Here is a 25,651-nt window from a genome sequence, read left to right on the forward strand (position 1 = left end):
GACACGCGGAGTCACTGCCGCAGCGCTGACGTGCTCTCGTTGACGACCTCGTCGATCAGCGCCGCGATCTCGGCGATTCCATCACGGCGGGCAAAGGCCGACTGCAGCCCGCGGGCTGAGTCGCGGAATGCGGGCGTGTCCAGCACCTCCCGCACCGCGTGACGCACCTCTGAGGCGGTCGGTGTCCCGGTGCGCAGGTTGACTCCGGCGCCGAAATATTCGACCCGTGCGGCCACCTCGGGCTTGTCCTCGGTGTCGCCCGCCACCACGAGTGGGACGCCACTCGAAAGGGCGCGCTGGACAGCCCCGTACCCACCGTTGGTGACCATCACATCGACCACCGGGAGCAGCACGTCGTGCGGCAGGTATTCGGCCACATAGGTGTTGGCGGGCAGCGGCATCCGGATCTGAGAGACCAGGCGGCCGCCCGTGGTGGCCACGACGGTGACGTCCTCGTGGGCCAGCGCTTTGATGGTCGGTTCGATCAATCGGGTGAGGTCGGCATTGTCGACGGTTCCCTGGGTGACGTGCACGACGGGCCGGCCGCTGTACAGAGCGTCCCACCACGGGGGCGGCACGAAGTTGTCGCTCGGCAGCGGGTGCACCGCGCCGACGAACCTGACATGGGCGGGCAGGTCGCTTCGGTGATACTCGAATTCGGGGATGGTCGGGCTGATCACCCGATCCGCAAGCACCGCTGAGTCGAAGACGAAGACCGGCAACGTCGGTAGGCCCAGTGCGTCGAGCATGCGGTCGGCGGCGCGCTGCGACGGTCGCAGCAGGATGTTCTGGGTGACCAGCGCGAGGACCCGGTTGCGTAGCCGGCCGACTATGCCCGGCATCGGCGTGATGCCGGGTCCGCCGGGCGCGGTGTCGCGGCTCGACAGCAGCAGCGGCATGGTGGAGTAGGCCAGAATCGGCGGCCGGGAGATGTTGCGGTTCAACAACAGTGGCAGTACGCCCAGGAAGAACGCGTCGGTGAGGACGGCGTCGTAGCGGTTGCCGGCCAGCAGTTCCTGCAGCGCGCTGAACTGGTAGGGCAGCGGCCGGACGAAGACGTTCTCGACGTCGAAGTTGATCCGCGCGATGCCCGATGTCTCGGCGCGGCCGGGCAATTCGTCGAACGCGGAATCGTCGTAGTCCGCGCCGAGTGGCAGCGGACGGGGTTCGGCGCCGACCGCCCGGATCCTGTCGGCATGGCGGGCACTGGTGAGGACGGTGACGCGGTCACCTCGCGCCACCAGACCCCGCGCGACGTTCAGCAGCGGCGAGATGTGTCCGACGGGAGGGCAGGAGGCGATGAGGATCTCTGGCATGTCGTCGATGCTCGGCGATCACCGGGCAGGCACGCTTGGAGGTTGTGTGGAGAACAGATGGAGATTGCAGGCGAGGGCTACTGCTCAGCTCTTCACGCGGTCCGGGCGGGTGTAGATGTTCATCGAATCGCCGCGCAGGAAAGCCACCAGCGTGAGCCCGGACTGGCTGGCCAGATCCACGGCCAGAGACGACGGCGCCGAGACCGCGGCGAGCACCGGGATGCCGGCCATCACGGCTTTCTGGGTGAGCTCGAAGGACGCCCGCCCGCTCACCAGCAGCACGGTGCCGCTCAGTGGAATCCGGCGCTGTTCGAGCGCCCACCCGACCACCTTGTCGACGGCGTTGTGTCGACCGATGTCCTCGCGCACCACCAGGACGGTGCCATCGGAGGCAAAAAGCGCGGCGCCGTGGAGTCCTCCGGTGGCGGCGAACACCTTCTGCCCGTCGCGCAGCTTGCCGGGAAGCGCGGACAACGTCTCGGCGCTGACCGTGGTGGGGTCGTCACCCGGGCAGTGCTTGCTGATCAGCCGGACCGCATCCAATGACGCCTTGCCGCAGACTCCGCACGACGACGTCGTGTAGAAGTTGCGGGTGGGATCGACGTCGGGTGCCGGCACGTCGGGGGCCAGCGTCACGTCGAGGACGTTGTACGAGTTCTGTGAAAAGCCCGAGCCATCGTCGGTGGCGCCGCGGCAGTACCGCACCGACAGGATGTCGTCGCGCCGGGCGATGAGGCCCTCGGTGAGCAGAAACCCCTGCGCCAGTTCGATGTCCGAGCCTGGGGTGCGCATGGTGACGGTCAGCGGCACCGCGTTGACGCGGATCTCCAACGGCTCCTCGACGACCAGTGTCTCGGGCCGGGCGACCGTGTCGTCCGCTGTCACGTGCCGCACCCGCCGCCGCGCCGTCACCCTGCCCACTTAGCGGCGCTCCAGTCTGACGACGATTGCCTTCGACACCGGGGTGTTCGACCGGGCAGCAGTGTGATCAAGGGGGACAAGGGGATTGGTCTCGGGGTAGTAGGCTGCGGCATTGCCCACCGGCGTCGAGTACGCCACCACCGCGAAGTCCTCCGCGCGCCGCTCCTGGAGCACGCCGTCGGCGCCGGTGTACTCGGAGACCAGATCCACCCGGTCTCCGCCGGAGAGTCCGAAGGCCTCCAGGTCGGCGGGATTGACGAACACGACGCGGCGGCCGTTCTTGACGCCACGGTAGCGGTCGTCGAGGCCGTAGATCGTGGTGTTGTACTGGTCATGGCTGCGCAGTGTCTGCAGCACCAGGCGCCCCGGCGGCACCCGAACCCACTCAAGCGGGTTGGTCGCGAAGTTCGCTTTGCCTGTGGTGGTGTGGAATTCGCGGGAGTCACGCGGGGGATGGGGAAGCTGGAAACCGTCCGGGGCACGCACTTTGTGGTTGTAGTCCCCGCAGCCGGGGACGACGGCGGCGATCGCGTCGCGGATGGTGTCGTAGTCGCCGTTGAACGTCTCCCACGGCACCGGGTGATCGGGCCCGAGGACCGCGCGAGCCAGCCGGCAGATGATCGACACCTCGCTGAGCACGTCGTCGCTCGGCGGATGCAGGCTGCCGCGGGACAGGTGCACCATCGACATCGAATCCTCGACCGACACCTGCTGCTTGCCGCCTGCCTGGACATCGCGGTCGGTGCGGCCCAGCGACGGCAGGATCAACGCGGTGGTTCCATGCACCAGATGACTTCGATTGAGTTTGGTCGAAACCTGAACGGTCAGTGAGCACTTGCGCAGCGCAGCCTCGGTGACCTCGGTGTCCGGTGTCGCCGAAGCGAAGTTGCCGCCCATCGCCAGGAACACCTTGGCCTTGCCGTCGCGCATCGCCCGGATCGCGTCGACGGTGTCGTAACCGTGCTCGCGGGGCGACTCGATTCCGAACCGGGTGTCCAGGGCGGACAGGAAAGCTTCGGGCATCTTCTCCCAGATCCCCATGGTGCGGTCACCCTGCACGTTGGAGTGCCCGCGCACCGGGCACAGCCCGGCGCCGGGCTTGCCGATCATGCCGCGCATCAACAGCACGTTGGTGATCTCGGCGATGCTGGGGACAGCGTGTTTCTGCTGGGTCAGTCCCATCGCCCAGCACACGACGATGCGCTCCGCGCCCGCCATCATGCCGGCGACCCGATCGAGCTGTTCGCGGTCGATTCCGGTTGCCTCGAGCACTGTGTCGAGATCGACGGTGCGCGTCTGACTCTCGTAGGCGTCGAAGCCCGCGGTGTGTTTCGCGACGAAGTCGCGGTCGACCACACTGCCCGGGGACCGATCGTCGGCGTCCAACAGCAGCTTGCCGACGCCGGCGAACAGCGCCATGTCACCGCCGAGACGGATCTGGACGAACTCGTCGGCGATGGACACCCCGTCGCTGATGACCCCGTGCACCTTCTGCGGATCCTTGAAGCGGATCAGGCCGGCCTCGGGAAGGGGGTTCACCGCGATGATGTTGGCGCCGTTGGCCTTAGCCTTCTCCAGGACGGACAGCATTCGTGGGTGATTCGTGCCGGGGTTCTGTCCGGCGATGACGATCAGGTCGGCGAGGACGAGGTCCTCCACGGTGACCGAACCCTTGCCGATGCCGATGGCGTCGGTCAGTGCGGTGCCCGAGGATTCGTGGCACATGTTCGAACAGTCCGGCAGGTTGTTGGTGCCGAAACTGCGGACCAGCAACTGGTAGAGGAACGCCGCTTCGTTGCTGGTTCGCCCCGAGGTGTAGAACACGGCCTGATGCGGGCTGTCGAGGGCGCGCAGTTCGTCGGCGATCAGCTCGAAGGCCTCACTCCAACCGATCGGGCGATAGTGATCGTCGCCGGGTCGCAGCACCATCGGCTCTGTGAGGCGGCCCTGCTGAGACAGCCAGTACTCGGGTTGCGCCTCGAGGTCGGCGATCGAGTGCCGCGCGAAGAACTCGGCGGTGACGACGCGTTTGGTGGCCTCCTCGGCGACGGCCTTGGCGCCGTTCTCGCAGAACTCGGCGATCTTGCGGCCACCGTGTTCCTCGGGCCACGCGCATCCCGGGCAATCGAATCCGTGACGTTGGTTGAGCTTGGCCAGCGTCGCGGCGGTGCGCACCGCACCCATCGATTCCACGCTGCGCTGCAACGACACCAGCACTGCTTTGACTCCGGCGGCCTCGTGTTCCGGGCCGGTGACGGTGAGTGCGCGTTCGTCGACGTCGGCTTCAACGTCTCGGTCGGGGTGGCGGCGCGAGAACATGCCTCCAGGGTAGGCCTGCCGCGAGCCAGGCCCGCGGATGCACCGTGGCGCCGAGAGCGCGGCCGCCATTCACCGCCGGTGCGGGGAGGGCGGCTGCGCGGTGTGCTGGACGGTCGATTGCCTGGTCGGTAGAGCACTCGCCCGCCGCGAGTGTGCGCTACGGCCCGCGGACTCCCTTACCTCCACCGGCTTGGTCGTCGCCGGCGCAAGGCCAGGGGTCGAAGGGTTCGTGATCGGCGTTCGTGTTCTGGTTCGGCTCGCTCGGTGGGGGCTCATCGGCCTCGATCGGTGACAGCGGGGCAGACATATCGGGAACGGCAGCGCTTTCCGCATCACAAACAGCCGTGGCGATGGCGTCGTCCCACAGGGATTGTGCCGGTTCGGGTTCGGGGTCGGTGTTGTCGGCGCCTGGTTGGGCGTCCGAATCGTCTTCTGGTGGGCGGAGGAGGGCTTCGGGGCGGTGGTAGTAGTTGATCCGTGTTTGGCCGGTGTCCAGTCCCGGTGGTGGGATCCATTCGACCTCGTGGCGGTCGTTCATCCGGGTGGTCCAGCCGCCGTGGGTGTTGACGAGGCGGTTGTCGGGTCCACAGGCGAGGCTGAGGTCGTCGATGTTGGTGTTGCCGCCGTGGGCCCAGTCGGCGGTGACGTGGTGGACTTGGGTGCCGTAGGCGCCGACGGTGCAGCACGGTTTGGTGCAGCCGTTGTCGCGGGCGATGAGCATGAGTCGCTGGGCGGGGGAGGCGATGCGTTTGGTGCGGAACAGGTCCAGCGCTGATCCGGTGGCGCGGTCGAACACTGCGAGGCTGTGGTGGGCGTGGGCGCCGAGGCGGATCACGTCTTTGATCGGGATGATGGTGCCACCGCCGGTGACACCGACCCCGGCTCTGCTTTCGAGGTCTTGGAGGGTGGTGCGGATGATGATCGACACCGGGAGCCCGTTGAGGTCGCCCAGGCCGCTCATCAACGCGATCCGCCCGACCACCACCAGCGCATCATGTTGGCGTTGAGCCAGCGACCGGTGGTCGTTGTCGATCTGGGCCTGACTCGGTGTGCCCGAGGTGCAGGGCTCAGGGTCATCGGGGTTGCACATCCCGGGGGCGGCGTATTTGGCGAAGATCGCCTCCAGAGTCGCCCACGCTTCGGGGGTCAACTCCCCTCGTACGGGGATGTTCCCGTTGCGTTGTTGTTTCCCTTTGGACAGGCCACGGGTGCGGGCGCGTTCGGTGTCGTCGGGTTCGGGTCCGTCCTGGTCGAGCAGGAACAACCTCAGCGCGGCGGTCTCTTTGAGTTCCTTCGGTCCCACTCCGACCGCGACGCGCACCAAATCGACTTCGAACTGCCCACGGGTTGTCGCGTCGACCCATGCCGGCAGGGCCTTGATCGCCTTGCGGAGCACCGTGACGTGTTCGCCGTTGATCAGCCCGCCGGCCTGCGCGGCGGCCGCCGCGGGCAGCAGCGGTGCCAACGGCTCGCCGGTCAACGCTTGTCGCGGCCCCATCTCGGCGGCTTCGTTGAGTCGGCGGTGGGCCTCGCTCGTAGTGATGCGCCACCGGATCGCCAGCACGTCTTTCCATGACTTGGCGCCGAGTTTCTGCGGCGTGGTCTCAGCCTGCAGCCTGGCCAGAGCGCGGCGGGACTGAGTGGGCAGCTGACAGGTCAGAGTTTCGAGTCCGTCCATGAAATCCAGAAGCCCTGACGCGGTCAGGGCGCCGAGATCACAGTCGGCCACCGCGTCGTACGCAGTCAACAATGCGCTCATCGCTTCCTGTGCGGCCACCCCGGACATGATTCGAACATACATTCGACCACCGACAAATCCGCCTGGATGTGGCTCCTGAAACCACAGTGACGCAATGGTTTACGGAGAATCGGGCTGGCGGCGGGAAGTCCTGCGTCAGCGGCGATCCCCGGTTCGGCCGGAGCGCATCGCCGGTTCACAGGCGTGGGTCACGTGGAGGTTGACGGACAACCGACCGGAGATACAGCTCGCCGTCGACGCGCCGGGCGGCACGAATTCGTGAGTCCGAACCCCAACCAGCTGAATCACCGCGTTGACGCGGACGTAACAGTCCCGGAACGCGGCCTCCCTACTGTGGGCCGGTCAATGTCCGTCAAGAAATTCGCGGACACCAGCAGTGATAGGAACTCCATTGAGCGGAAATTCAGTACGCATCCAGGCGATCAACAGCGTCGAGGCGTATGTGCCTCCACCCATCAGTTTCGATCCAGGCGAGGCCCCCGGCGAGATCTTCGGTGCCAACGTCTTCACGCTGGCCGAGATGCGGCTGCGCCTGCCCAAGTCGGTCTACAAGTCCATGGTCGCGACGATGGAGAAGGGCGCCAAGCTGGATCCGGCGATCGCCGACTCGGTCGCCTCGGTGATGAAGGACTGGGCGCTGTCGAAGGGTGCCACCCACTACGCGCACGTCTTCTACCCGATGACGGGACTGACCGCCGAGAAGCACGACAGCTTCCTCGATCCCGTGGGCGACGGCACCACGCTCGCCGAATTCGCCGGCAAGACCCTGATCCAGGGTGAGCCCGATGCCTCGAGCTTCCCCTCCGGCGGCCTGCGCAGCACCTTCGAGGCCCGCGGTTACACCGGCTGGGATGTCACCAGCCCGGCCTACATCCTGGAGAACCCGAACGGCAATACGCTGTGCATCCCGACGGTCTTCGTCTCGATGACCGGTGAGGCGCTGGACTACAAGACGCCGCTGCTGCGCAGCCAGCAGGCCATGGGCGCTCAGGCGGAACGTATCCTGAAGTTGTTCGGCCACAAGGACTTTGACAACATCGTGTCGTTCTGCGGTCCCGAGCAGGAGTACTTCCTGGTCGACCGGCACTTCTTCCTGGCCCGTCCGGATCTGATCAACGCCGGTCGCACCCTGTTCGGCTGCAAGCCGCCCAAGGGCCAGGAGTTCGACGACCACTACTTCGGCGCCATCCCCGACCGGGTGCTGGCCTTCATGATGGACACCGAGCGTGAGCTGTTCAAGCTCGGCATCCCGGCCAAGACCCGGCACAACGAGGTCGCCCCCGGGCAGTTCGAGATCGCCCCGATGTTCGAGCGTGCCAACATCGCCGCCGACCATCAGCAGCTGTTGATGACCACGTTCAAGACCATCGCCAAGAAGCACGGCATGGAATGCCTGTTCCACGAGAAGCCCTTCGCGGGAGTCAACGGATCGGGCAAGCACGTCAACTTCTCGCTCGGCAACGCGCAGTTCGGCAGCCTGCTGGTGCCCGGTGACACCCCGCATGAGAACGCCCAGTTCCTGGTCTTCTGCGCGGCCGTCATCCGCGCGGTGCACAAGTTCTCCGGTCTGCTGCGGGTGTCGGTGGCCTCGGCCACCAACGACCACCGCCTCGGCGCCAACGAGGCCCCGCCGGCCATCATCTCGATCTTCCTCGGCGACCAGCTGGCCGATGTGTTCGAGCAGATCGCCAAGGGTGCTGCGACGTCCTCCAAGGGCAAGGGCAGCATGATGATCGGTGTCGACACGCTTCCGGTGCTGCCGACCGACCCGGGCGACCGCAACCGCACCAGCCCGTTCGCGTTCACCGGCAATCGTTTCGAGTTCCGCGCGCCGGGATCCGGGCAGACGATCAACGTGCCGATGATCATCCTGAACACGATCATGGCCGACTCGCTCGACTACATGGCCACGGTGCTGGAAAACGCCGTCGGCGAGGGCGACGACTTCGACATGGCTGTGCAGAAGCTGCTCACCGAGATCATCACCGAGCACGGCGCCGTGGTGTTCAACGGTGACGGCTACTCGGAGAACTGGCAGATCGAAGCAGCCGAACGCGGCTTGCCGAACCTCAAGACCACCATCGACTGCATCCCGGAGCTGGTGAAGCCCGAGGCGGTCGAGGTGTTCGAGAAGTACGGCGTCTTCAGTGCGCGCGAGCTGGAGAGTCGCGTCGAGGTCCGGTACGAGATGTATGCCCTGACGGTGGCCGTCGAGGCCAAGCTGACGCTGGAGGTGGGCTCCACGGTGGTGCTGCCTGCGGCGGTCCGCTACCAGACCGAGCTGGCTCAGAACGTGGCGACGTTGAAGGCGGCCGGCCTGGAGCCGGACATGACGCTGCTGTCGACGGTTTCCGGCCCGATCGCTGAGCTGACGGCGGCACTGTCGGCGCTCAAGACGGCGATGGGTGTGCACGGTGGCGACTCGGCGGGCGAGGAAGCTGCCCATGCGCAGAGCCTGCTGCCGCTGATGGACGCAGTGCGTGAGGCGGCCGACACGCTGGAAGGTGTTGTCGCCGACGACCTGTGGCCGCTGCCGACCTACCAGGAGATGCTGTACATCCTCTGACCGCAGTCCCGCGAGCGTGCGTGTTTGCACGTCGGCACCCGGTGTGTCGCGTACAAATGCGCACGCTCGCGGTCGGCGACCGCGACGTCAGCGTCAGTCCGGGTCGACGATCTGCACGACGCCGCCGGTCACGCCGGCGATGAACAGCCGTCCCGTCGTCGCGTCCACACCCACGGTGTAGGGGTTCTGCACAGTCGGGATCCGCTGAACCTCACGAGGCATCGGGTCGGTCATGTCGTACCCGATCACCTCGTTGATCCCCGACGAAGCCACCCAGAGCAGGTCCCTGGTGGGGTCGTAGGTGATGCCGTAAGGCCCTCCAGCTTGCGCGATTTCCGCGATCTGACGCGGCTGGGTGTCGAAGACCCGGATGGCGTCGCCGCGGGTGTCGGTGGCGATCATCCGACCGTGTCTGTCGGCGACGAGGTGCGTCGGACCCTCACCGGCGGGCGTCGACCCGACGATGGTGAGGTCGTCGCTGTCATAGATGGTCAGGTCGTTCTTGCGGACGTCGATAAGTCCCATCGCGGAGCCGACCGGAGCGAGCCCCGCCGGCTGCACGCTGTCGGTGAACACCTTGACGATCTCCTCACCACGGACTGCGGAGACGGTGCCACCCAGTTCGTTGGCGACGAACACGGTGCCGTTGGGGGCTTGTGAGGCGTCATGGGGAAAAGTTCCTGTGAGGATCTGTGATTCGGAGCGTCCGCCCGGCAGTTCCACCCGCACCAGGGCGTCCGCACTCTCCACCGGGACCAGCACCGGGCCGCCAGGTGCGGCGAGTTGCAGGTGACGGACGAAGCCCGGCAGAGCTGTGCGTCCGGTGATCTCGCCGGTGTCCGCGTTGATCAAGACGAGTTCGTCGGGGTCGCGTTTGGCCACCGCGACGGTGCGGGTCACCGGGTCGACGACGATGCCTTCAGGTGACGCACCGACAGGCACGATCCGGCCCGGCACCTGCCCGTTCTGCGGCGGCGCCTGCTGCGGTTCGGCCGGCGGCGGCAGGTCGTCGGCGGGTGGGCGGCTGCCCTCGGTCGGCACTCCGGACGGCAGGAGTCCCGTCGTGGTCGGTGTCGTGGCGGCGGCCGTCGACGATGATTCCGGGGGGTCGGAGCTGCTGTCCTGACTGCCGCAGCCGGCGACGACGAGTACCAGGGTGAGGAGCAGCATCCTGAGAGTCATGTACCGGGTTTACCCCTGCCGTCGCTCTCGAGACCCGCTCGGCTCGGGCCGTCAGAATTCGGACATCACGGTCGGGGTGCAGCGGCTCGTGGTGGCGAACTTCTGGCGGTGGGTGAGGTAGCGCACAATCGGAGCATGCAACTGAATGGCTACGAGGTGCCGCAGGTGGACGTCAACGCGGTGCCGGGACTTGTCGGAGTGCTGAGCTGGGCGGAGGCCAATGCCCGCCGCACCGCGCAGCGCGCCGGGGCGTTGGCGTCGCTGATAGACCGGGCCGGTTCGGCGCTCGACGACATCGCCGAGTTGCGACACTCCGCCAAGATCATCGCCGACAGCCTGTCCGAGCTGAGCGCCAGCGCGGCGGGCATCGACCGCAACGCGGGCCTGATCGCCGAGGAGATCTCCGGCCTGAGCGTGGCGGCGCAGGGCATCGACACTCACGCCGAGAAGCTGTCCACGGGCATCGACGAACTCGTGGCGATCCTGCCCACTTTGCAGCGACTGACCCAGATCGTCGATCCCCTCGACAACACGGTCGTCCGACTCGGCCGATTCGTCGATCGACTGCCGGGCTCCGGCCGACGCCGGACACCCTCGGGGGACTGAAGCCGAGTCCTGAGCGCGGACGAAGGCCTGCTGCTAGAGAACCTTCCGTGCGGTATCGGCGGCAAGCTGCAGTGCCTCGGCCACCGGCAGCCTGCGGAAGGATTCCGACAGGATCTCCACACCCCACGGTCCGTCGAAGTCCTTGTCGCGCAACACCTCGACCAATCCGCCGAGGTCGAAGGAGCCGTCACCGCACAGCAATCTGCGTTGCACCGTGTCCTCGAACAGTGTGCCGACGACCTCGGGTGCGGCGTCATCGAGCTCCACACCGAAGACCATCCATGGCTGCAGGACGGCCTCGAGCTCGGACAGCGAGGTGCCGGCGCGGAAGACATGCCACGCATCGACCAGTAGACCGACCGCGGAATGCCCGGCAGCAGCCACGATTTCGGCTCCCATGGGAACGGTGGCGATGATCGAGAAGGGCATGGTCTCGATCGCGATCCGCGTGCCGTGGGCGACGGCCTGATCGGCGAGCTCACACAACGGCGCCACCAGGGTCTCCGGGTGCGGTGTGCGGGGGCCGTTCTCCGAGCCGATCTTGATGAACGCGGGCTCGAGGACGTCGGCGGCGTCGAACAACAGGTCACGGACGGCATAGCTGTTACCGGCGTCGCCTCTCGGAATCCACCAGCGTTCGATCAGCTCGATCTCGACGTGGATCAGTCCGTGATCGGACAGCAGATCGCGCAGACCTTCAAAGCCGATGGAGTCCCGGATGACGGCGAGGTCATCGGCCATAAGGCCCATGCCGCAGTAGCCCGCGTCCGCCACCGCCGCGACCCGTTCGGTGATGGGTACCGAACTCACCGGAGGCGTGTGCATCGGAGATGTGTCGCCGGCGCTGGTCCATGCCGTGGCGACGAGACCAGACATGCGTCCCTTTCTCTGTGCGCCGGCTAGGCGTTTTGGGGGAATCCGAGGTTGATGCCGCCGTGGCTGGGGTCGAGCCAGCGGCTGGTGATGGCTTTTTGGCGGGTGAAGAACTGGACGCCGTCCATGCCGTGGGCGTGGCTGTCGCCGAACAGCGAGGCCTTCCAGCCGCCGAAGCTGTAGTAGGCCATCGGCACGGGGATGGGGACGTTGATGCCGATCATGCCGACCTGGACTTCGTTCTGGAATCGTCGGGCGGCGCCGCCGTCGTTGGTGAAGATCGCGGTGCCGTTGCCGTAGGGGTTGGCGTTGATCAGGTCCAGGGCTTCGTCGTAGGTCTCGACGCGCACGACCGACAGGACGGGGCCGAAGATTTCGTCGGTGTAGACGCTCATCTCGGGGGTCACCTGGTCGATCAGGGTGGGGCCGAGCCAGAAACCCTCAGCGCCGCCGTTGGGTATGACGGTGCGGCCGTCGACGACGATCTTGGCGCCGTCGTTCTCGCCGGCGTCGATGTAGGAGGCGACCTTGTCGCGGTGGGCCTTGGTCACCAGCGGTCCCATGTCGGAGTCTTGGGTGCCGTCGCCGATCTTCAGCGGTGTGGTGCGCTCGGCGATCTTGGCGACGAGGTCATCGGCGATGGGGCCGACCGCGACGCAGGCCGAGATGGCCATGCAGCGTTCACCGGCGGAGCCGAAGCCGGCGTTGACCATGGCGTCGGCGGCCAGGTCCAGGTCGGCGTCGGGCAGGATCACGGCGTGGTTCTTGGCGCCGCCGAGGGCTTGGACGCGTTTCCCGGCGGCGGTGCCGGTGGCGTAGACGTACTGGGCGATCGGGGTGGACCCGACGAAGCTGACCGACTTGACCTTGGGGTTGGTCAGCAGTTCGTCGACGGCGGTTTTGTCGCCCTGCAGGACGTTGAAGACGCCTGCGGGCAGGCCGGCTTCGGCCCACAGTTTGGCGATCCACAGCGAGGCGGTGGGGTCTTTTTCCGAGGGTTTGAGGACGACGGTGTTGCCGGTGGCGATCGCGATGGGGAAGAACCACATGGGCACCATGGCGGGGAAGTTGAACGGGGAGATGACGCCGACGACGCCGAGCGGTTGGCGGATCGAGTAGACGTCGACTTTGGTGGAGGCGTTCTCGGTGAAGCCGCCTTTCAAGAGGTGGGGGATGCCGCAGGCGAATTCGACGACTTCCTGGCCGCGGGAGACTTCGCCGAGGGCGTCGGAGACGACTTTGCCGTGTTCGGCGGTGATGATCTCGGCGAGTTCGCCTTTGCGTTCGTTGAGCAGCTCGCGGAACTTGAACAGCACCTGGGTGCGTTTGGCCAGGCTGGTGTCGCGCCAGGCGGGGAACGCCGCCGCGGCGGCGTCGATCACCGTCTGCGCGTCGGCGACGGTGGCCAACGCCACCTGCCCGGTGGTCTCACCGGTCGCCGGGTTCGTCACCGGAGCAGTCGCGCTGCTCGTTCCCGCGAACTCTTTGTTGTTCACCCAATGAGAAATGGTGTTGGTCATCGGATTCTCGTTTCTTCTTGTGATGGTCTAGGGGCGTTCAGCGAGCTGCACGTCGACGGGCAGGCCGGTGTGGAGCGATTCGACGCCGGCAGCACACACCGCCGCTGCCGCATAGCCGTCCCAGGCGGAGGGGCCGTCGATGTTGATGCCCGCCCGGACGGCGTCCACCCAGCGTTGGATCTCGGTGTCGTAGGCGCGGCCGAAACGCTCACGGAAACCCGGGGTGATGTGGCCACCCCACGTTCCCGGGGCGGACTTGCGGATCAGGCTGACGTCGAGGCCGATCATCGCGCTCCCGAGCTCGCCGACCACTTCGGTGCGAACTTCGTAAGCCACGCCCGTGGTGACGAAGAGTTCGACGTCGACGTGCTTTCCCGAGACGGTCCTCAGGATGGCGATCTGAGGATCGATGACGCCTTCCGGCGCTGCGGGATTCGATAGCGGTGTAACGATCTGGACGCTCGCGATCTCCTCGTCGAACAGGAACCGCGTCACGTCGACCTCATGGACGAGGGAGTCCTTGACGATCAACGAGCTGTCGAAGTACGACGGCACACCGGCGTTGCGGTGCACGCAGTGCATCACCAGCGGACGGCCCAGCTCACCGCCGTCCAGCAGTGCCTTCAGGCGCATGTATTCGTCGTCGAAGCGACGCATGAAGCCGACCTGGATCAGCGGACGATCCAGCGCGGCTTCCCGCCGGACGATGTCCAGCGAGGTGGCGACGTCGGTGGTCAGCGGCTTTTCGCACATGACGGGCTTGCCGTGTTCGAGGCAGGCGAGCAGTTGCTTTTCGTGAGTGCTTCCCGGCGTGGCCAGCACCACCGCGTCGACATCGGCGTCGGCGATCGCGTCGAGCGGATCAACGATTGCGCGGCAGCCGTCGATCTGCGACGCGATCTGCTCGGCTTTCTCGGTGACGTAGTCGTTGACGACGGTGACCCGGGCCCCCGAGATCCGCGACGTGATGCGGGTGACGTGATCGGCGCCCATCACGCCGACACCGAGAACGGCGACCCGCAACTCATTGCTGTCAGACATCGCGGGCCTCAGCGATCGGACGGATTGATCAGTGGCCGTTGCACTTTCTTCCAATCCGAATAGCGTTCATAGGCGGTCTGTGTCGAGGCCAGCGTCGACACCTGGCTGACCGGGACGTCCCACCAGGACTGGCTGTCGGGGGCGAAGATCAACGGGTCGGTCTCGACATAGATCACGGTGGTGCGTTCGCCGGCCTTGGCGACCTTCACCGCATCCGAGAATTCCGCCGCCGTCGTCACCCGGATCACGTCGGCGCCCAGACTCGCGGCGTTGGCCGCCAGATCCACCGGAAGCGTGTTGCCGTCGAGGCGCCCGTCTTCGCCGCGGTACCGGTAGGCCGTGCCGAATCGCTGCGATCCCAACGACTCTGACAGGCCGCCGATGGAGGCGAAGCCGTGATTCTGCACCAGCACCGGGATGACCTTGACGCCCTCCTGCACGGCGGTCACCAGTTCGGTGGCCATCATCAGGTAGGAACCGTCGCCGACCATGATGAACACGTCCCGGTCCGGGGCAGCCATCCGCACGCCGATGCCGCCGGCGATTTCGTAGCCCATGCAGGAGTAGCCGTACTCGACGTGATAGCCCTTGCGGTCGCGCAGGCGCCACAGCTTGTGCAGGTCGCCGGGCATGGACCCGGCCGCGCACACCACGACGTCACGAGGATCGGAGAGGGTGTTGACGAGGCCGATCACCTGATTCTGATTCAGTGCGGCGCCGTCGTCGGTGCGATACACCTCTGACACTGTGCTGTTCCAGTCGCTCATCAGTTCAGCTGTGCGAGCGCGATAGTCGTCGCTGACGGTGTAGTCACCCACGACGACGCTCAACGCCTCGAGTGCTTCGCGCGCGTCGGCGACAACGCTGATGCCACCTTGTTTGACCGAATCCAGGGACGCCACGTTGATGTTGACGAACCGGACGTCGGGGTTGTTGAACGCGGTGCGCGAGGCTGAGGTGAAATCGCTGTACCGGGTGCCGATACCGATGATCACGTCGGCGTCGCCGGCCAGCGCGTTGGCGGCCGTGGTGCCCGTGGAGCCGACAGCACCGACACTCTGTGGATGCTCGTGCAGCAGCGATCCTTTGCCGGCCTGGCTCTCACACACCGGAATGCCGGTCTGACTGGCGAACTCGGCCAGCGTGGTGTCGGCGCCGGAGTAGATGACGCCGCCACCGGCGACGATCAACGGTTTGGTGGCCGCGCGGATCACCTCGGCGGCGCGGGCGATCACCGAGCGCTCGGGCATCGGCCGGGCGATGTGCCACGTCCGTTCGGCGAACATCGACTGTGGCCAGTCGAACGCCTCGGCCTGGACGTCCTGGGGCAGCGAGATCGTCGCCGCACCGGTCTCGGCGGGGTCGGTCAGCACCCGCATCGCACCGAGCAGTGCGGCCGGCAACTGCTCGGGACGCCACACCCGGTCGAAGTACCGAGACAGCGGCTTGAAGGCATCGTTGACGGTGACATCGCCGCTGGACGGCAGTTCCAGCTCCTGCAGCACCGGCGAGCTCACACGAGTGGCGAAAGTGTCTGAGGCCAACAGCAATACCGGCAGCCGGTTGATGGTGGCCAGTGCCGCGCCGGTGAGCATGTTGGTCGAACCGGGACCGACGCTTGCTGTGACCGCCCAGGCTTGCAGGCGATCCTGCTGCCGGGCGTAGGCCACCGCGGTGTGCACCATGGCCTGCTCGTTGCGGCCCAGCACATACTTCAGGCCGGGTTCCTGCCCCGCCTCGGCTGCCTCGATCTCGTCCTGCAGCAGCGCCTGGCCGATGCCCGCGACGTTGCCGTGGCCGAAGATGCCCAGGCACCCGGCGAAGAACTTGTGGCGTTCGCCGTCACGTTCGACGTACTGATTGGCTAGGAACCGCACCGTGGCTTGAGCCACCGTGAGCTGGACGGTCGGTTCGGTGTCGGCGAGCTTGTCGGTCGACTTCGGCGCGGTGGAAACCACGGGTCATTCTCCTTTGGATGCGGAGGAGGTCTCGGAAAACGCAGTGAACGGGAGGCGGGGGTCGATCTCCTGGTGCTCCCAACTGCCACGCAACCAGGTGTGGTTGGGATCGTCACAGATGAGCCATGCGCGGTCGGGACCTGAACCGGCCATCACGTTCAGGTAGTACATGTGGTGGCCGGGAGCGGCGATGGACGGACCGTGGTAGCCGTGCGGCACCAGCACGACGTCGCCGGTGCGGACCTCCTCGAGCACCTCGATCGGACGCTCCGGGGTGCCGTACACCCGGTGATATCCGAATCCCGTTGTGCCGGCCGGGCTGTCGTCGACCTCGAAGTAGTAGATCTCTTCGAGTTGGGTCTCGACCTCGGTGTTCTCGTCATGCTTGTGGGCGGGGTAACTGGACCAGTTCCCGCCCGGGGTGATCACCTCGCAGGCGATCAACGAGTCGGCCTCGAACGTGGTGGCGGTTCCGAAGTTGTGTACCTGGCGACTGCAGTTGCCCGCGCCACGGAGCTCAACGGCAACGTCGGCCGCGGCGACCCGGCGGTTGGGGTACGAACTCGTCGCACGTGCACCGCAGATGGCGATCCGCCCACGGCCCTGAAGGCTGTACGCCTGGTCGATGCCGAGATACACCATGTCGGCGGGACCGTCAAAAACCGAAGCGCGCGGGGACAATTCGAAGGACTCGCCGCCACAGTGCACCGTGCCCGCACCGGCCAGAGGCAGGATCATCACCTCGGTGTCGCCGGTCTGCAGCGACACCTCGTGCCCCTCGCCGAGGTCGACGACATGCAGGGAGGATTCCGACCATCCGGCGTCCTCGGGGGTGATGGCGACGGCGAACGGTGCGGAACCACTGTTGGCGGGGATGTACAGCTTGCTGTGCATGATCACCGCACCAGCGCCACCGCGGTGGCGACCGCAGTGCTCACATCGTCGTCGGCGGGGTAGAGCAGCGTGCGGCCCACGATCAGGCCGCGCACCGACGGAAGCGCCAGCGCTTTCTCCCAGCTCGCGAACGCCTCGTCGGGATCGGTCGGATCTCCGCCGAGCAGCAGGGTCGGCATGGTGGTGGAATCCATCACCCGGTCCATTTCGTCGACGACCGGGAGCTTCATCCAGGTGTAGGCCGACGTGGCGCCCAGGCCCTGGCTGATGTGCACGGACTTGATCACCGCGTCGGGGCTCAGGTCGTTACAGACCTTGCCGTTGACCCGAGAGGACATGAACGGTTCCAGCATGGCGATCAGGCCGTGCGCGGCGAGTTCGTCGACCGCCTGCGCGCACGACGCCAGCGTGGCCACCGTGCCCTGATCTTCGAGATCGATACGGCACAGCATCTTTCCGCCGTTCATCTTCGCGGCCGCCGTCGACGCCGCGGTGGCGCCGGTCATCCGGTCGTCGAGTTCGAACGACGAACCCGCGAGTCCGCCCCGATTGAACGAGGAGAACACCACCTTGTCGTCGAGCGCGCCCAGGAGCACGAGGTCGTCGAGGATGTCAGCGGTGGCCAGCACGCCGTCGACGCCCGGATCGGCGAGCGCTGCGCGCAACCGATCCAGCAGATCGGTGCGGCTGTTCATCGCGGTGGGGCGCGCGCCGACTGCCAGGGCGCCGCGGGCCGGGTGATCGGCGGCGACGATCATCAGTTTTCCGTTGTCGCGCAACGTCGGTCGGGTCGACCGCTGCTGCCAGGCGCGGGCTACCGCCGCGGGGTCCGTGGCTCGGATCTCGGTGACGGCCGGGTAATCGACGCACACTGGTGAATCAGACATTGACGGCTCCTACTGCGGTCTGCTCAGCCAACTCGGCCACTTCCGCGGCGGTGGGCATGGCGGTCGAGCACTCCAGTCGGCCGGCGACGATGGCACCGGCGGCGTTGGCATAACGCAGGGTTTTCTCCAGCGGCCATCCGTTGAGCAGGCCGTGGCACAGGCTCCCGCCGAAGGAATCGCCGGCGCCGAGACCGTTGACGACGTCAACCTCGTTGGGTGCCACGGTGACCGAGGAGTGACGGCTCTTTCCCAGCACGCCGCGAGGCCCCTGTTTGACGATGGCCAACTCGACGCCCAGGTCGAGTAGGGCGTCGGCCGCCCTGTGGGGATTGGACTCGCCGACCGCGATCTCGCACTCTTCGCGGTTGCCGACGGCGACGGTGACGTGAGCCAGCGCGCGCTGAACCTGCTCGGTGGCGTCCGCCGCCGAAGCCCAGAACATCGGTCGGTAGTCGAGGTCGAGCACGGTGAGCGGCGCACGGCGTCCGCTATCCCCGGAGCGGGCCGCCCAGGCCTCGAAATGCGCGCTGCGACTTGGCTCTTCGGACAGCCCGGTGACCGTCGCCCAGAACAGCCGTGCCGAGCTGACCGCGTCGGCGTCGATGTCCTGCGAATCGATCTGAAGGTCCGGAGCGCTCGGCTTGCGGTAGAAGTAGAGCGGAAAGTCGTCCGGCGGGAAGATCTCGCAGAACGTCACCGGCGTCGGGAACTCGCCGTGGGTGGCCACGTAACGGTTGTCGACACCGAGACGCGCGAGTTCCGCGCGGACGAACCGACCGAACGGATCGTCGCCGACCCCGGAGATCAGGGCCGCACGATTGCCGAGCCGCGAGGCGGCGACCGCGACGTTGGCGGCGCTTCCGCCCAGGAACTTTCCGAACGTCTCGACGTCCTCCAGGCCGACACCGACCTGGAGTGGATATACGTCGACGCCGGATCGCCCGATGGCGAGAACGTCAAATGGCTGATTGGTCATCAAAGTCACTCCGACGAGTAGGTGGGTGGCTGGATACGACTGTGCCCCGCATCACGGTGCTGTGTCAATAGTTTGTCCTGACATTCTTACTTGCAATCATGGACTGTTAGTATGCAGCTACCCTTGGCCGGATTACCCGAGATCGGAGCCCGACGTGCCCCTGACAGTGGAGCTCGACAGGTCAAGCCCTGTTCCCCTCTACTATCAGCTCGCCCAGGCGATCGAGACCGCTATCCGTGATGGCGAACTCTCCCCGGGCGATCGATTCGAAAACGAGCTTGCCCTTGCCAAGCGACTGGCACTGTCACGCCCGACAACGCGACGCGCGATCCAGGAGCTCGTGGACAAGGGCATGCTGGTGCGCAAGCGCGGCGTCGGCACGCAGGTCGTCCAGAATCCGGTGCACCGGCGGGTGGAACTGACAAGCCTTTTCGAGGATCTGGCACGAGCCGGCCAGGAGCCCACCACCCGATTGCTCGAGTACCGGGTGGGTCCGCCCGACGAGGAGGTGGCGCGCGAGCTGAACCTGGGTGAAGGTCGCGAGGTCGCCTGCATCCGGCGTCTGCGCAGCGCCAACGGCGAGCCGTTGGCGGTGATGGTCAATCATCTGCCGGTCGAGATCGCGCCCGATCCGGACGAACTGGAGAGCAACGGGCTGTATCAGTCGATGCGGGCCCGTGGCGTGCACATCCGGTTGGCACGCCAGCGGATCGGTGCCCGAGGTGCCACTCGTGCCGAGGCGCAGCTTCTCGACGAGAAACTCAATGCACCGCTGCTGACGATGACGCGCACCGCGTTCGACGACTCCGGAGCCGCGGTCGAGTTCGGCAATCACTGCTACCGGGCGGCGCGCTACTACTTCGACACCACGCTCGTCGACCGCTGAGCCTGCGGGCCCCCGCCGACGCCGAAACTGTATTCCACGTGGTCTTTTCACCAATAGTGGCGCGCGGAATACAGTTTCGGCGGAGCTCAGGTGAAGGCGTGCCGGAAGGCGGCCAGTGCGGCCTCGCTGTCGCCTGACGCCCACGCCTCCAGCCCGACGGTGCCCGTGTACCCCATGGCGCGCAGCGCCGCGGCGATCGCGGCGTAGTTGATCTCGCCGGTGCCCGGTTCGCAGCGTCCCGGCACGTCTGCCACCTGGATCTCGCCGATGGCGTCCCCGCAGCGGCGCACCAACCCGATCAGGTTTCCCTCGCCGATCTGGGCGTGGTAGAGGTCGAGCATCATCTTCACGTTCGGGTGACCGACGCCCTCGACGAGGGCGAGGGTGTCCTTGGCGCGGGCCAGCGGCACGCCGGGATGGTCGACGATGGTGTTGAGGTTCTCCACGCAGAAGGTCACGCCGGCGGCCGCGCCCAGCTCGCCGATGCGTTCGAGCGCGTGGGCCGCCGTCAGCCACATCTGACCGGTGGCCCGCTGACGCGGGCGGGCGGCCTGGCCTTCGACGAGTTCGGCGGTGTGCAGGTTCAGCCGCGTCACCCCCAGCGTCTCGGCGGCCTTGATGCTCAGTTCGGCAGTGCGGACCACCTCATCGGCGCTCGCGGGGTCGATGAGATCGCCGTGCAGGTAACCGGTCATCGACGTGAACGTAGCACCGGTGGCGGCCAGCGCCTTCAGGTCCTTGTCGTGCCAACTCCAGATCTCGACGGCGAAACCGAGTTCGTCGATCCGCCGGACGCGGTCGAGGATCGGCAGGTCGGTGAACACCATCTCCGACGACACGGCGAGCTGGAAGCTGCTCATCTTGGTTCTCCCACTTCAACTAGAACGTTCTAGTGACGGTAAGCGCCGGTCCGCAAAATAGTCAATGCCAGGGCTAGAACGATCTAGGCTGGATGAGTGACGCGCAGACCGACGCTCGAGGACGTGGCCCAACGCGCCGGGTGTTCAAGGGCATTGGTGTCGATCGTGATGCGCGACGCGGTCGGCGCGAGTGATCTCACCCGCGAGCGCGTGAAACAGGTGGCCGACGAGATCGGTTACCGGCCGGACCCGCATGCCCAGCGGTTGCGTCGGCATCGCTCGAAGCTCGTCGGAGTGACATTCGCCGCGGGGCAGGAATTCCACGCCGATGTCGTCGACAGCCTCTACGTCGCCACCGAAGCGCTCGGATACGACGTTGTGCTCAGCGCCGTCACGCCGCATCACGACGAAGCCCGTGCCGTCCGGACGCTGGTCGACGATCGATGCGAAGGTCTGGTGCTGATCGGTCCGCAGATCTCGACGCGCCGACTCTCCGAGCTGGCATCGCGGATCCCGGTGGTGGTGGTGGCGCGTCGAACGCGCGGTGTTGATGCTGTGCGCAGTGACGACGTGGCCGGTGCTGTCCTGGGTGTGGACCATCTGGTGGGCCTGGGGCACCGCCGGATCGTCTACCTGGACGGGGGTCGGGCGCCCGGTGCCGCCGAGAGGTTGCGCGGCTACCGGCGGGCGGTCCGGGCCGCGGGCCTACCCGAACTGGTCGCGACGGGCGGCCTGACGGAACGGGACGGGGCCGACGCGGCATCGTCCCTGCTCGCGGCCGACGAGCTTCCGGACGCGGTCTTCGCCTTCAACGACCGCTGCGCGCTCGGCGTGATGGACGTCTTGATTCGATCGGGTGTGTCTGTACCGCAACAGGTCTCGGTCATGGGCTTCGACGACAGCCCGCTGGCGGGGCTGACCCACATCAGCCTCACGACGATCCGTCAGGACTGTGTCGCTCTGGCCCGCGCGGCGGTGGCGAGGCTGATGGAGCGCCTGGAGGGCACTGTCGAGGCGGCGGATGCCGTCGACGTCGTGTGCGAACCGGCCCTCGTGGTGCGTGGCTCGACCATCCCGCGTCTCTGAACAGCACAAATCCGAAGCACATATGACTTGCAGTCCTAATGTCAGGACAAAGTCTTGACTTTCAGGTGTGAGCCGTATTACATCACTTAGGAGGCGTGTCGCCCGGCACAGGCCCGCGGGGGTCGATGAGGGCGTCGCGGCGGTCTCGAAGACAAGGAGAAGCAATGACGTTCAAGCGACTCGCGGCGTTCGCCGGGGCAGGCGTGCTGGCGTTGGGGATTGTGTCGTGCTCGTCGACAGGAGGAGCACCCGAGGGGTCCGGAGAGGGCTCTGGTGGCGGCACCGTCGACACCCCCCGAATGACCATCGCGATGATCACCCATGAAGTACCCGGTGACTCGTTCTGGGATCTGATCCGCAAAGGCGCAGAGGCCGCGGCGCAGAAGGACAACATCGAGCTGCGGTATTCCAACGACCCGGAGGCCCCCAACCAGGCGAACCTGGTGCAGAGCGCGGTGGACAGCGGCGTTGACGGTATTGCCGTCACGCTCGCCAAGCCTGACGCGATGGCGCCCGCGGTCGCAGCGGCGCAGGCGGCCGACATTCCGGTTGTGGCGTTCAACTCCGGTTTCGACAACTTCAAGCAGATGGGTGTGCAGGGTTACTTCGGGCAGGACGAGAGGCTCGCCGGAATCGCTGCCGGGGAGAGGCTCACCGCCGACGGCGCTCAGAAGGTGCTCTGTGTGATCCAGGAGCAGGGCCAGGTCGCACTCGAATCTCGCTGCGCAGGAGTCACGGAAGGATTTCAGGGGCAGACCGAAATTCTGAACGTCAACAGCCGAGACATGCCGTCGGTGGAGTCCACGATGACCGCGAAGCTGCAGCAGGACCCCGAGGTCAGCCATGTTGTCGCGTTGGGCGCGCCGATCGCACTGACCGCCGTTCAGTCGAAGAGCAATGCCGGTAGCGACGCCACGATCGTCACCTTCGACACCAACGCCGCACTGGTCGACGCGATCGAGAGCGGCGATGTCGAGTGGGCGGTCGATCAGCAGCCCTACCTCCAGGGTTACCTCGCCATCGATGCGCTGTGGCTGTACCTGAGCAACAAGAACCTGATCGGCGGCGGTGAGCCGACACTCACCGGACCGTCCTTCATCGACTCATCCAACATCGACGCCGTGGCCGAACTGGCCAGGGGCGGAACTCGATAGCGGCCCGGGAGAGAGAATCATGACTACCCAATCAGAAACGGACGTCGCCGCCCACAAGGTGGTCCGCGACGAACGTGTCAAAGAGCGAAACCGGCTGCAACGCCTCCTGATCCGGCCCGAAGTAGGCGCCGCGATAGGTGCGATCGGCATCTTCGTGCTGTTCCTCGTGGTCGCGGAACCGTTCCGCGAGGCCGGCTCACTGGCCACCGTGCTCTACGCCAGTTCCACCATCGGCATCATGGCCTGCGGTGTCGCGGTGCTGATGATCGGCGGCGAGTTCGACCTGTCGACCGGTGTGGCGGTGACGTTCAGCTCGCTGGCCGCGTCGATGCTCGCCTACAACCTGCACCTCAACCTGTGGGTCGGTGCGGCACTGGCACTCATCCTGGCGCTGGCAGTCGGCTTCTTCAACGGCTTCCTGGTGATGAAGACCAAGATCCCCAGCTTCCTGATCACGCTGAGCACGTTTTTCATGTTGGCAGGCATCAACCTCGCCGTCACGAAACTTGTTGCCGGCCAGGTGGCCACCCAGAGTGTCAGCGACATGCAGGGCTGGGATTCCGCGCAAGCGGTGTTCGCCTCGTCGTTCACGGTGTTCGGCGTCAGCATCCGCATCACCGTGGTGTGGTGGCTGATCTTCACCGCGGTGGCGACGTGGGTGCTGTTCAAGACCAAGATCGGCAACTGGATCTTCGCAGTCGGCGGGGACGCGGAAAGCGCTCGCGCCGTGGGTGTTCCGGTCACCGCGGTCAAGATCGGGCTGTTCATGTTCGTCGGGTTCTGCGCCTGGTTCGTCGGCATGCACCTGCTGTTCTCGTTCAACACCGTGCAGTCCGGCCAGGGCATCGGCAACGAGTTCTTCTACATCATCGCCGCGGTCATCGGCGGATGCCTTCTGACGGGTGGCTACGGCACTGCGATCGGCGCCGCCATCGGTGCATTCATCTTCGGTATGACAAACCAGGGCATCGTCTACGCGGGTTGGGACCCGGACTGGTTCAAGTTCTTCCTGGGCGCGATGCTGCTGTTCGCGGTGATCGCCAACAGTGCCTTCCGTAACTATGCAGCGAAGAGGTGACCCGATGACCGCAACAGTCGAAAGGCCAAGCAGCGACGCACCTTCGGGCGGCAAGGTGCCGTTGGTCGAGCTGAAGAACGTCGGCAAGTCCTACGGCAACATCACCGCGCTCAAGGACATCTGCCTTCGGGTGCACGCCGGTGAGGTGACGGGCATCCTCGGTGACAACGGAGCGGGGAAGTCGACGCTGATCAAGATCATCTCGGGGTTGCACCAGCAGACCGAGGGGGAGTTGCTCGTCGACGGCGAGGCGACCACCTTCGGTTCGCCGGCCGATGCGCTCGACAAGGGCATCGCGACGGTGTACCAGAACCTGGCGGTCGTGCCGCTGATGCCGGTGTGGCGGAACTTCTTCCTCGGCCAGGAACTGCGGAAGAAGTCGTTCCCGTTCTCCCTTGATGCCAATGCGATGCGCGCCACCACCCTGACCGAGCTGGCGAAGATGGGCATCGAACTGCCCGACGTCGATGTGCCCATCGGCTCGTTGTCAGGCGGCCAGAAGCAGTGTGTGGCGATCGCGCGCGCAGTGTTCTTCGGGGCGCGGGTGCTGATCCTCGACGAGCCGACTGCCGCGCTGGGTGTCAAGCAGTCCGGTGTGGTGCTGAAGTACATCACTGCGGCCAAGGAAGCTGGCTTCGGCGTGGTGTTCATCACGCACAACCCACACCATGCGCACATGGTGGGTGATCACTTCGTCCTGCTCAATCGTGGCCGGCAGAAGCTGGACTGCACATATGACGAGATCACCTTGGAGCATCTGACACAGCAGATGGCCGGAGGCGACGAGCTCGAGGCGCTGTCGCACGAGTTGCGATCCGCGAAGAACTGACAAGCGCGCCCGAGGACCCCGTCGACCGATTGGTCGGCGGGGTCCTCGGGTATAGCCCCGCCATGACTACGTCAACTCTGAAGACAGAAGATGCCGGCCCGCGCACCGTCAGCCGCAGCGTGCAGGTGGGGGCGCCGGTCGCAGAGATCTTCGCGATGGTCGTCGATCCGCACCGCCATTCCGACATCGACGGATCGGGCACCGTGCGGGACATCGAGGTCAAGGGTCCGCATCGGCTCAGCGAGGGCGACAAGTTCACGGTGGGGATGACGCAGTACGGGTTGCCGTACAAGATCACCTCGACCGCCACGACGATCGAGGAGAATCGGGTCGTGGAGTGGCAGCACCCCCTCGGACACCGCTGGCGCTGGGAGTTGGCCGAGGTCAGCCCGGGCACGACGAAGGTGACCGAGACATTCGACTACTCGACGGCGAAGCTGCCGTTCATGATCGAGCTGCTGGGGATGCAGAAGCAGAACGCCAAGGGCATCGAATCGACGCTGACCTCCCTGGTTGACCGGTACGTCAAGCACTAGGCGACATCTCGCTCACGCAACGTTCACGGTCTCGACATGGTGTCGCTGTTCACGTCGACGGGCCGATCGCCGATCTTCGCTGCACAATGGTGGTCATGGACAGTGATCTCGAATCACACGCGGTCATGCCCGCCTGGCGTGACCCGCTGTCGGCGGGGTGGCGCGCCCACCGCGGCCTGCTGTTGTTGCGGCTGCGCTGGCACGAGCGCCGGGTCAGCATCCGCCGCGGGTAGCCCCTAGCCGCGGAGCTTCACCACCCGAGAACGCAGCAGATGGTGCCTGAAGTGCACCGATAGGTTCGCTGTGCCTCGTACGGGAGACGCATATACCCCTTTCTGGAAGCAGCTAGGGATGCGGTCGATCGATAGCGTTCACATCATGCCGTCCCACGCCAGGTGTGCGCA

Annotated in this window: 22 protein-coding genes; 9 read left to right on the top strand and 13 right to left on the bottom strand. The window is 66.2% G+C overall.

The window, feature by feature from the left end; translation table 11 throughout:
- Positions 1-11: 11 nt before the first annotated feature.
- The 4 genes from ABDC78_RS26775 to ABDC78_RS26790 form a co-directional block, all read right to left on the bottom strand.
- Positions 12-1,316: a glycosyltransferase gene (locus ABDC78_RS26775; protein WP_178356956.1), complete on the bottom strand. Its 1,305-nt coding sequence runs from the start codon at positions 1,314-1,316 to the stop codon at positions 12-14.
- An 84-nt stretch (positions 1,317-1,400) separates the two neighbouring features.
- Positions 1,401-2,237 carry a formate dehydrogenase accessory sulfurtransferase FdhD gene (gene fdhD, locus ABDC78_RS26780; RefSeq protein WP_178356955.1) on the bottom strand — a complete coding sequence of 279 codons (837 nt, stop codon included), beginning with the start codon at positions 2,235-2,237 and terminating at the stop codon, positions 1,401-1,403.
- Positions 2,238-4,556, bottom strand: coding sequence for an FdhF/YdeP family oxidoreductase (locus tag ABDC78_RS26785; RefSeq protein ID WP_178356954.1), 2,319 nt, complete (start codon positions 4,554-4,556; stop codon positions 2,238-2,240). It abuts the gene before it with no gap.
- A gap of 157 nt (positions 4,557-4,713) precedes the next feature.
- Positions 4,714-6,357 carry an HNH endonuclease signature motif containing protein gene (locus ABDC78_RS26790; RefSeq protein ID WP_178356953.1) on the bottom strand — a complete coding sequence of 548 codons (1,644 nt, stop codon included), beginning with the start codon at positions 6,355-6,357 and terminating at the stop codon, positions 4,714-4,716.
- 349 nt (positions 6,358-6,706) lie between these two features.
- On the opposite strand from ABDC78_RS26790, the gene ABDC78_RS26795 reads away from it, so the two are divergent.
- Positions 6,707-8,881 carry a glutamine synthetase III gene (locus ABDC78_RS26795; RefSeq protein ID WP_178356952.1) on the top strand — a complete coding sequence of 725 codons (2,175 nt, stop codon included), beginning with the start codon at positions 6,707-6,709 and terminating at the stop codon, positions 8,879-8,881.
- Between the two features lie 93 nt (positions 8,882-8,974).
- Here the strand turns inward: ABDC78_RS26795 and ABDC78_RS26800 are convergent, their stop codons facing one another.
- Positions 8,975-10,063 carry a YncE family protein gene (locus tag ABDC78_RS26800; RefSeq protein WP_178356951.1) on the bottom strand — a complete coding sequence of 363 codons (1,089 nt, stop codon included), beginning with the start codon at positions 10,061-10,063 and terminating at the stop codon, positions 8,975-8,977.
- Positions 10,064-10,198: 135 nt separating this feature from the next.
- Between ABDC78_RS26800 and ABDC78_RS26805 the strand changes: the two genes are divergently transcribed.
- Positions 10,199-10,669 carry a hypothetical protein gene (locus tag ABDC78_RS26805; protein WP_256735833.1) on the top strand — a complete coding sequence of 157 codons (471 nt, stop codon included), beginning with the start codon at positions 10,199-10,201 and terminating at the stop codon, positions 10,667-10,669.
- A 33-nt stretch (positions 10,670-10,702) separates the two neighbouring features.
- Here the strand turns inward: ABDC78_RS26805 and ABDC78_RS26810 are convergent, their stop codons facing one another.
- From ABDC78_RS26810 to iolC, 7 genes are read right to left on the bottom strand one after another with little or no spacing between them, the layout of a single operon-like run.
- Complete coding sequence (locus ABDC78_RS26810; RefSeq protein WP_178356950.1) at positions 10,703-11,545, bottom strand: TIM barrel protein; 843 nt, start codon at positions 11,543-11,545, stop codon at positions 10,703-10,705.
- Positions 11,546-11,568: 23 nt separating this feature from the next.
- Positions 11,569-13,062 (bottom strand): CoA-acylating methylmalonate-semialdehyde dehydrogenase, encoded by a 1,494-nt coding sequence (locus ABDC78_RS26815; RefSeq protein WP_178356949.1) that lies wholly within the window; start codon positions 13,060-13,062, stop codon positions 11,569-11,571.
- A gap of 27 nt (positions 13,063-13,089) precedes the next feature.
- On the bottom strand, positions 13,090-14,103 hold the full coding sequence (locus ABDC78_RS26820) for a Gfo/Idh/MocA family oxidoreductase (protein ID WP_178356948.1): 1,014 nt from the start codon (positions 14,101-14,103) through the stop codon (positions 13,090-13,092).
- A gap of 8 nt (positions 14,104-14,111) precedes the next feature.
- Positions 14,112-16,061, bottom strand: coding sequence for a 3D-(3,5/4)-trihydroxycyclohexane-1,2-dione acylhydrolase (decyclizing) (gene iolD / locus ABDC78_RS26825; RefSeq protein WP_178356947.1), 1,950 nt, complete (start codon positions 16,059-16,061; stop codon positions 14,112-14,114).
- Positions 16,062-16,064: 3 nt separating this feature from the next.
- Positions 16,065-16,955: a 5-deoxy-glucuronate isomerase gene (iolB, locus tag ABDC78_RS26830; RefSeq protein ID WP_178356946.1), complete on the bottom strand. Its 891-nt coding sequence runs from the start codon at positions 16,953-16,955 to the stop codon at positions 16,065-16,067.
- Positions 16,956-16,957: 2 nt separating this feature from the next.
- Positions 16,958-17,842 (bottom strand): aldolase, encoded by an 885-nt coding sequence (locus ABDC78_RS26835; RefSeq protein ID WP_178356945.1) that lies wholly within the window; start codon positions 17,840-17,842, stop codon positions 16,958-16,960.
- Entirely contained in the window at positions 17,835-18,818 is a 984-nt protein-coding gene (gene iolC / locus ABDC78_RS26840; RefSeq protein WP_178356944.1) for a 5-dehydro-2-deoxygluconokinase, read from the bottom strand. Before iolC ends, ABDC78_RS26835 begins: the two co-directional genes overlap by 8 nt.
- Before the next feature lie 154 nt (positions 18,819-18,972).
- Between iolC and ABDC78_RS26845 the strand changes: the two genes are divergently transcribed.
- On the top strand, positions 18,973-19,704 hold the full coding sequence (locus tag ABDC78_RS26845) for a GntR family transcriptional regulator (RefSeq protein ID WP_178356943.1): 732 nt from the start codon (positions 18,973-18,975) through the stop codon (positions 19,702-19,704).
- 86 nt (positions 19,705-19,790) lie between these two features.
- Here the strand turns inward: ABDC78_RS26845 and ABDC78_RS26850 are convergent, their stop codons facing one another.
- Complete coding sequence (locus tag ABDC78_RS26850) at positions 19,791-20,564, bottom strand: TIM barrel protein (protein ID WP_178356942.1); 774 nt, start codon at positions 20,562-20,564, stop codon at positions 19,791-19,793.
- 96 nt (positions 20,565-20,660) lie between these two features.
- On the opposite strand from ABDC78_RS26850, the gene ABDC78_RS26855 reads away from it, so the two are divergent.
- The 6 genes from ABDC78_RS26855 to ABDC78_RS26880 all read left to right on the top strand — a co-directional run bounded on the left by ABDC78_RS26855 (position 20,661) and on the right by ABDC78_RS26880 (position 25,480).
- The gene (locus ABDC78_RS26855) at positions 20,661-21,650 is read left to right on the top strand and encodes a LacI family DNA-binding transcriptional regulator (RefSeq protein WP_178356941.1); all 990 of its coding nucleotides are present in this window, start codon (positions 20,661-20,663) and stop codon (positions 21,648-21,650) included.
- Positions 21,651-21,814: 164 nt separating this feature from the next.
- On the top strand, positions 21,815-22,804 hold the full coding sequence (locus ABDC78_RS26860) for a substrate-binding domain-containing protein (protein ID WP_178356940.1): 990 nt from the start codon (positions 21,815-21,817) through the stop codon (positions 22,802-22,804).
- Positions 22,805-22,823: 19 nt separating this feature from the next.
- Positions 22,824-23,882 (top strand): ABC transporter permease, encoded by a 1,059-nt coding sequence (locus ABDC78_RS26865; RefSeq protein WP_178356939.1) that lies wholly within the window; start codon positions 22,824-22,826, stop codon positions 23,880-23,882.
- Positions 23,883-23,886: 4 nt separating this feature from the next.
- Positions 23,887-24,711 (top strand): ATP-binding cassette domain-containing protein, encoded by an 825-nt coding sequence (locus tag ABDC78_RS26870; RefSeq protein ID WP_178356938.1) that lies wholly within the window; start codon positions 23,887-23,889, stop codon positions 24,709-24,711.
- Positions 24,712-24,773: 62 nt separating this feature from the next.
- Positions 24,774-25,247 (top strand): SRPBCC family protein, encoded by a 474-nt coding sequence (locus tag ABDC78_RS26875; RefSeq protein ID WP_178356937.1) that lies wholly within the window; start codon positions 24,774-24,776, stop codon positions 25,245-25,247.
- A 95-nt stretch (positions 25,248-25,342) separates the two neighbouring features.
- A complete protein-coding gene (locus tag ABDC78_RS26880; protein ID WP_178356936.1) occupies positions 25,343-25,480 on the top strand; it encodes a hypothetical protein in 138 nt (45 codons plus the stop codon).
- Positions 25,481-25,651 lie beyond the last annotated feature (171 nt).

The sequence above is a fragment of the Mycobacterium sp. DL genome (genome assembly GCF_039729195.1).
Taxonomy (GTDB): Bacteria; Actinomycetota; Actinomycetes; order Mycobacteriales; family Mycobacteriaceae; genus Mycobacterium; species Mycobacterium hippocampi_A.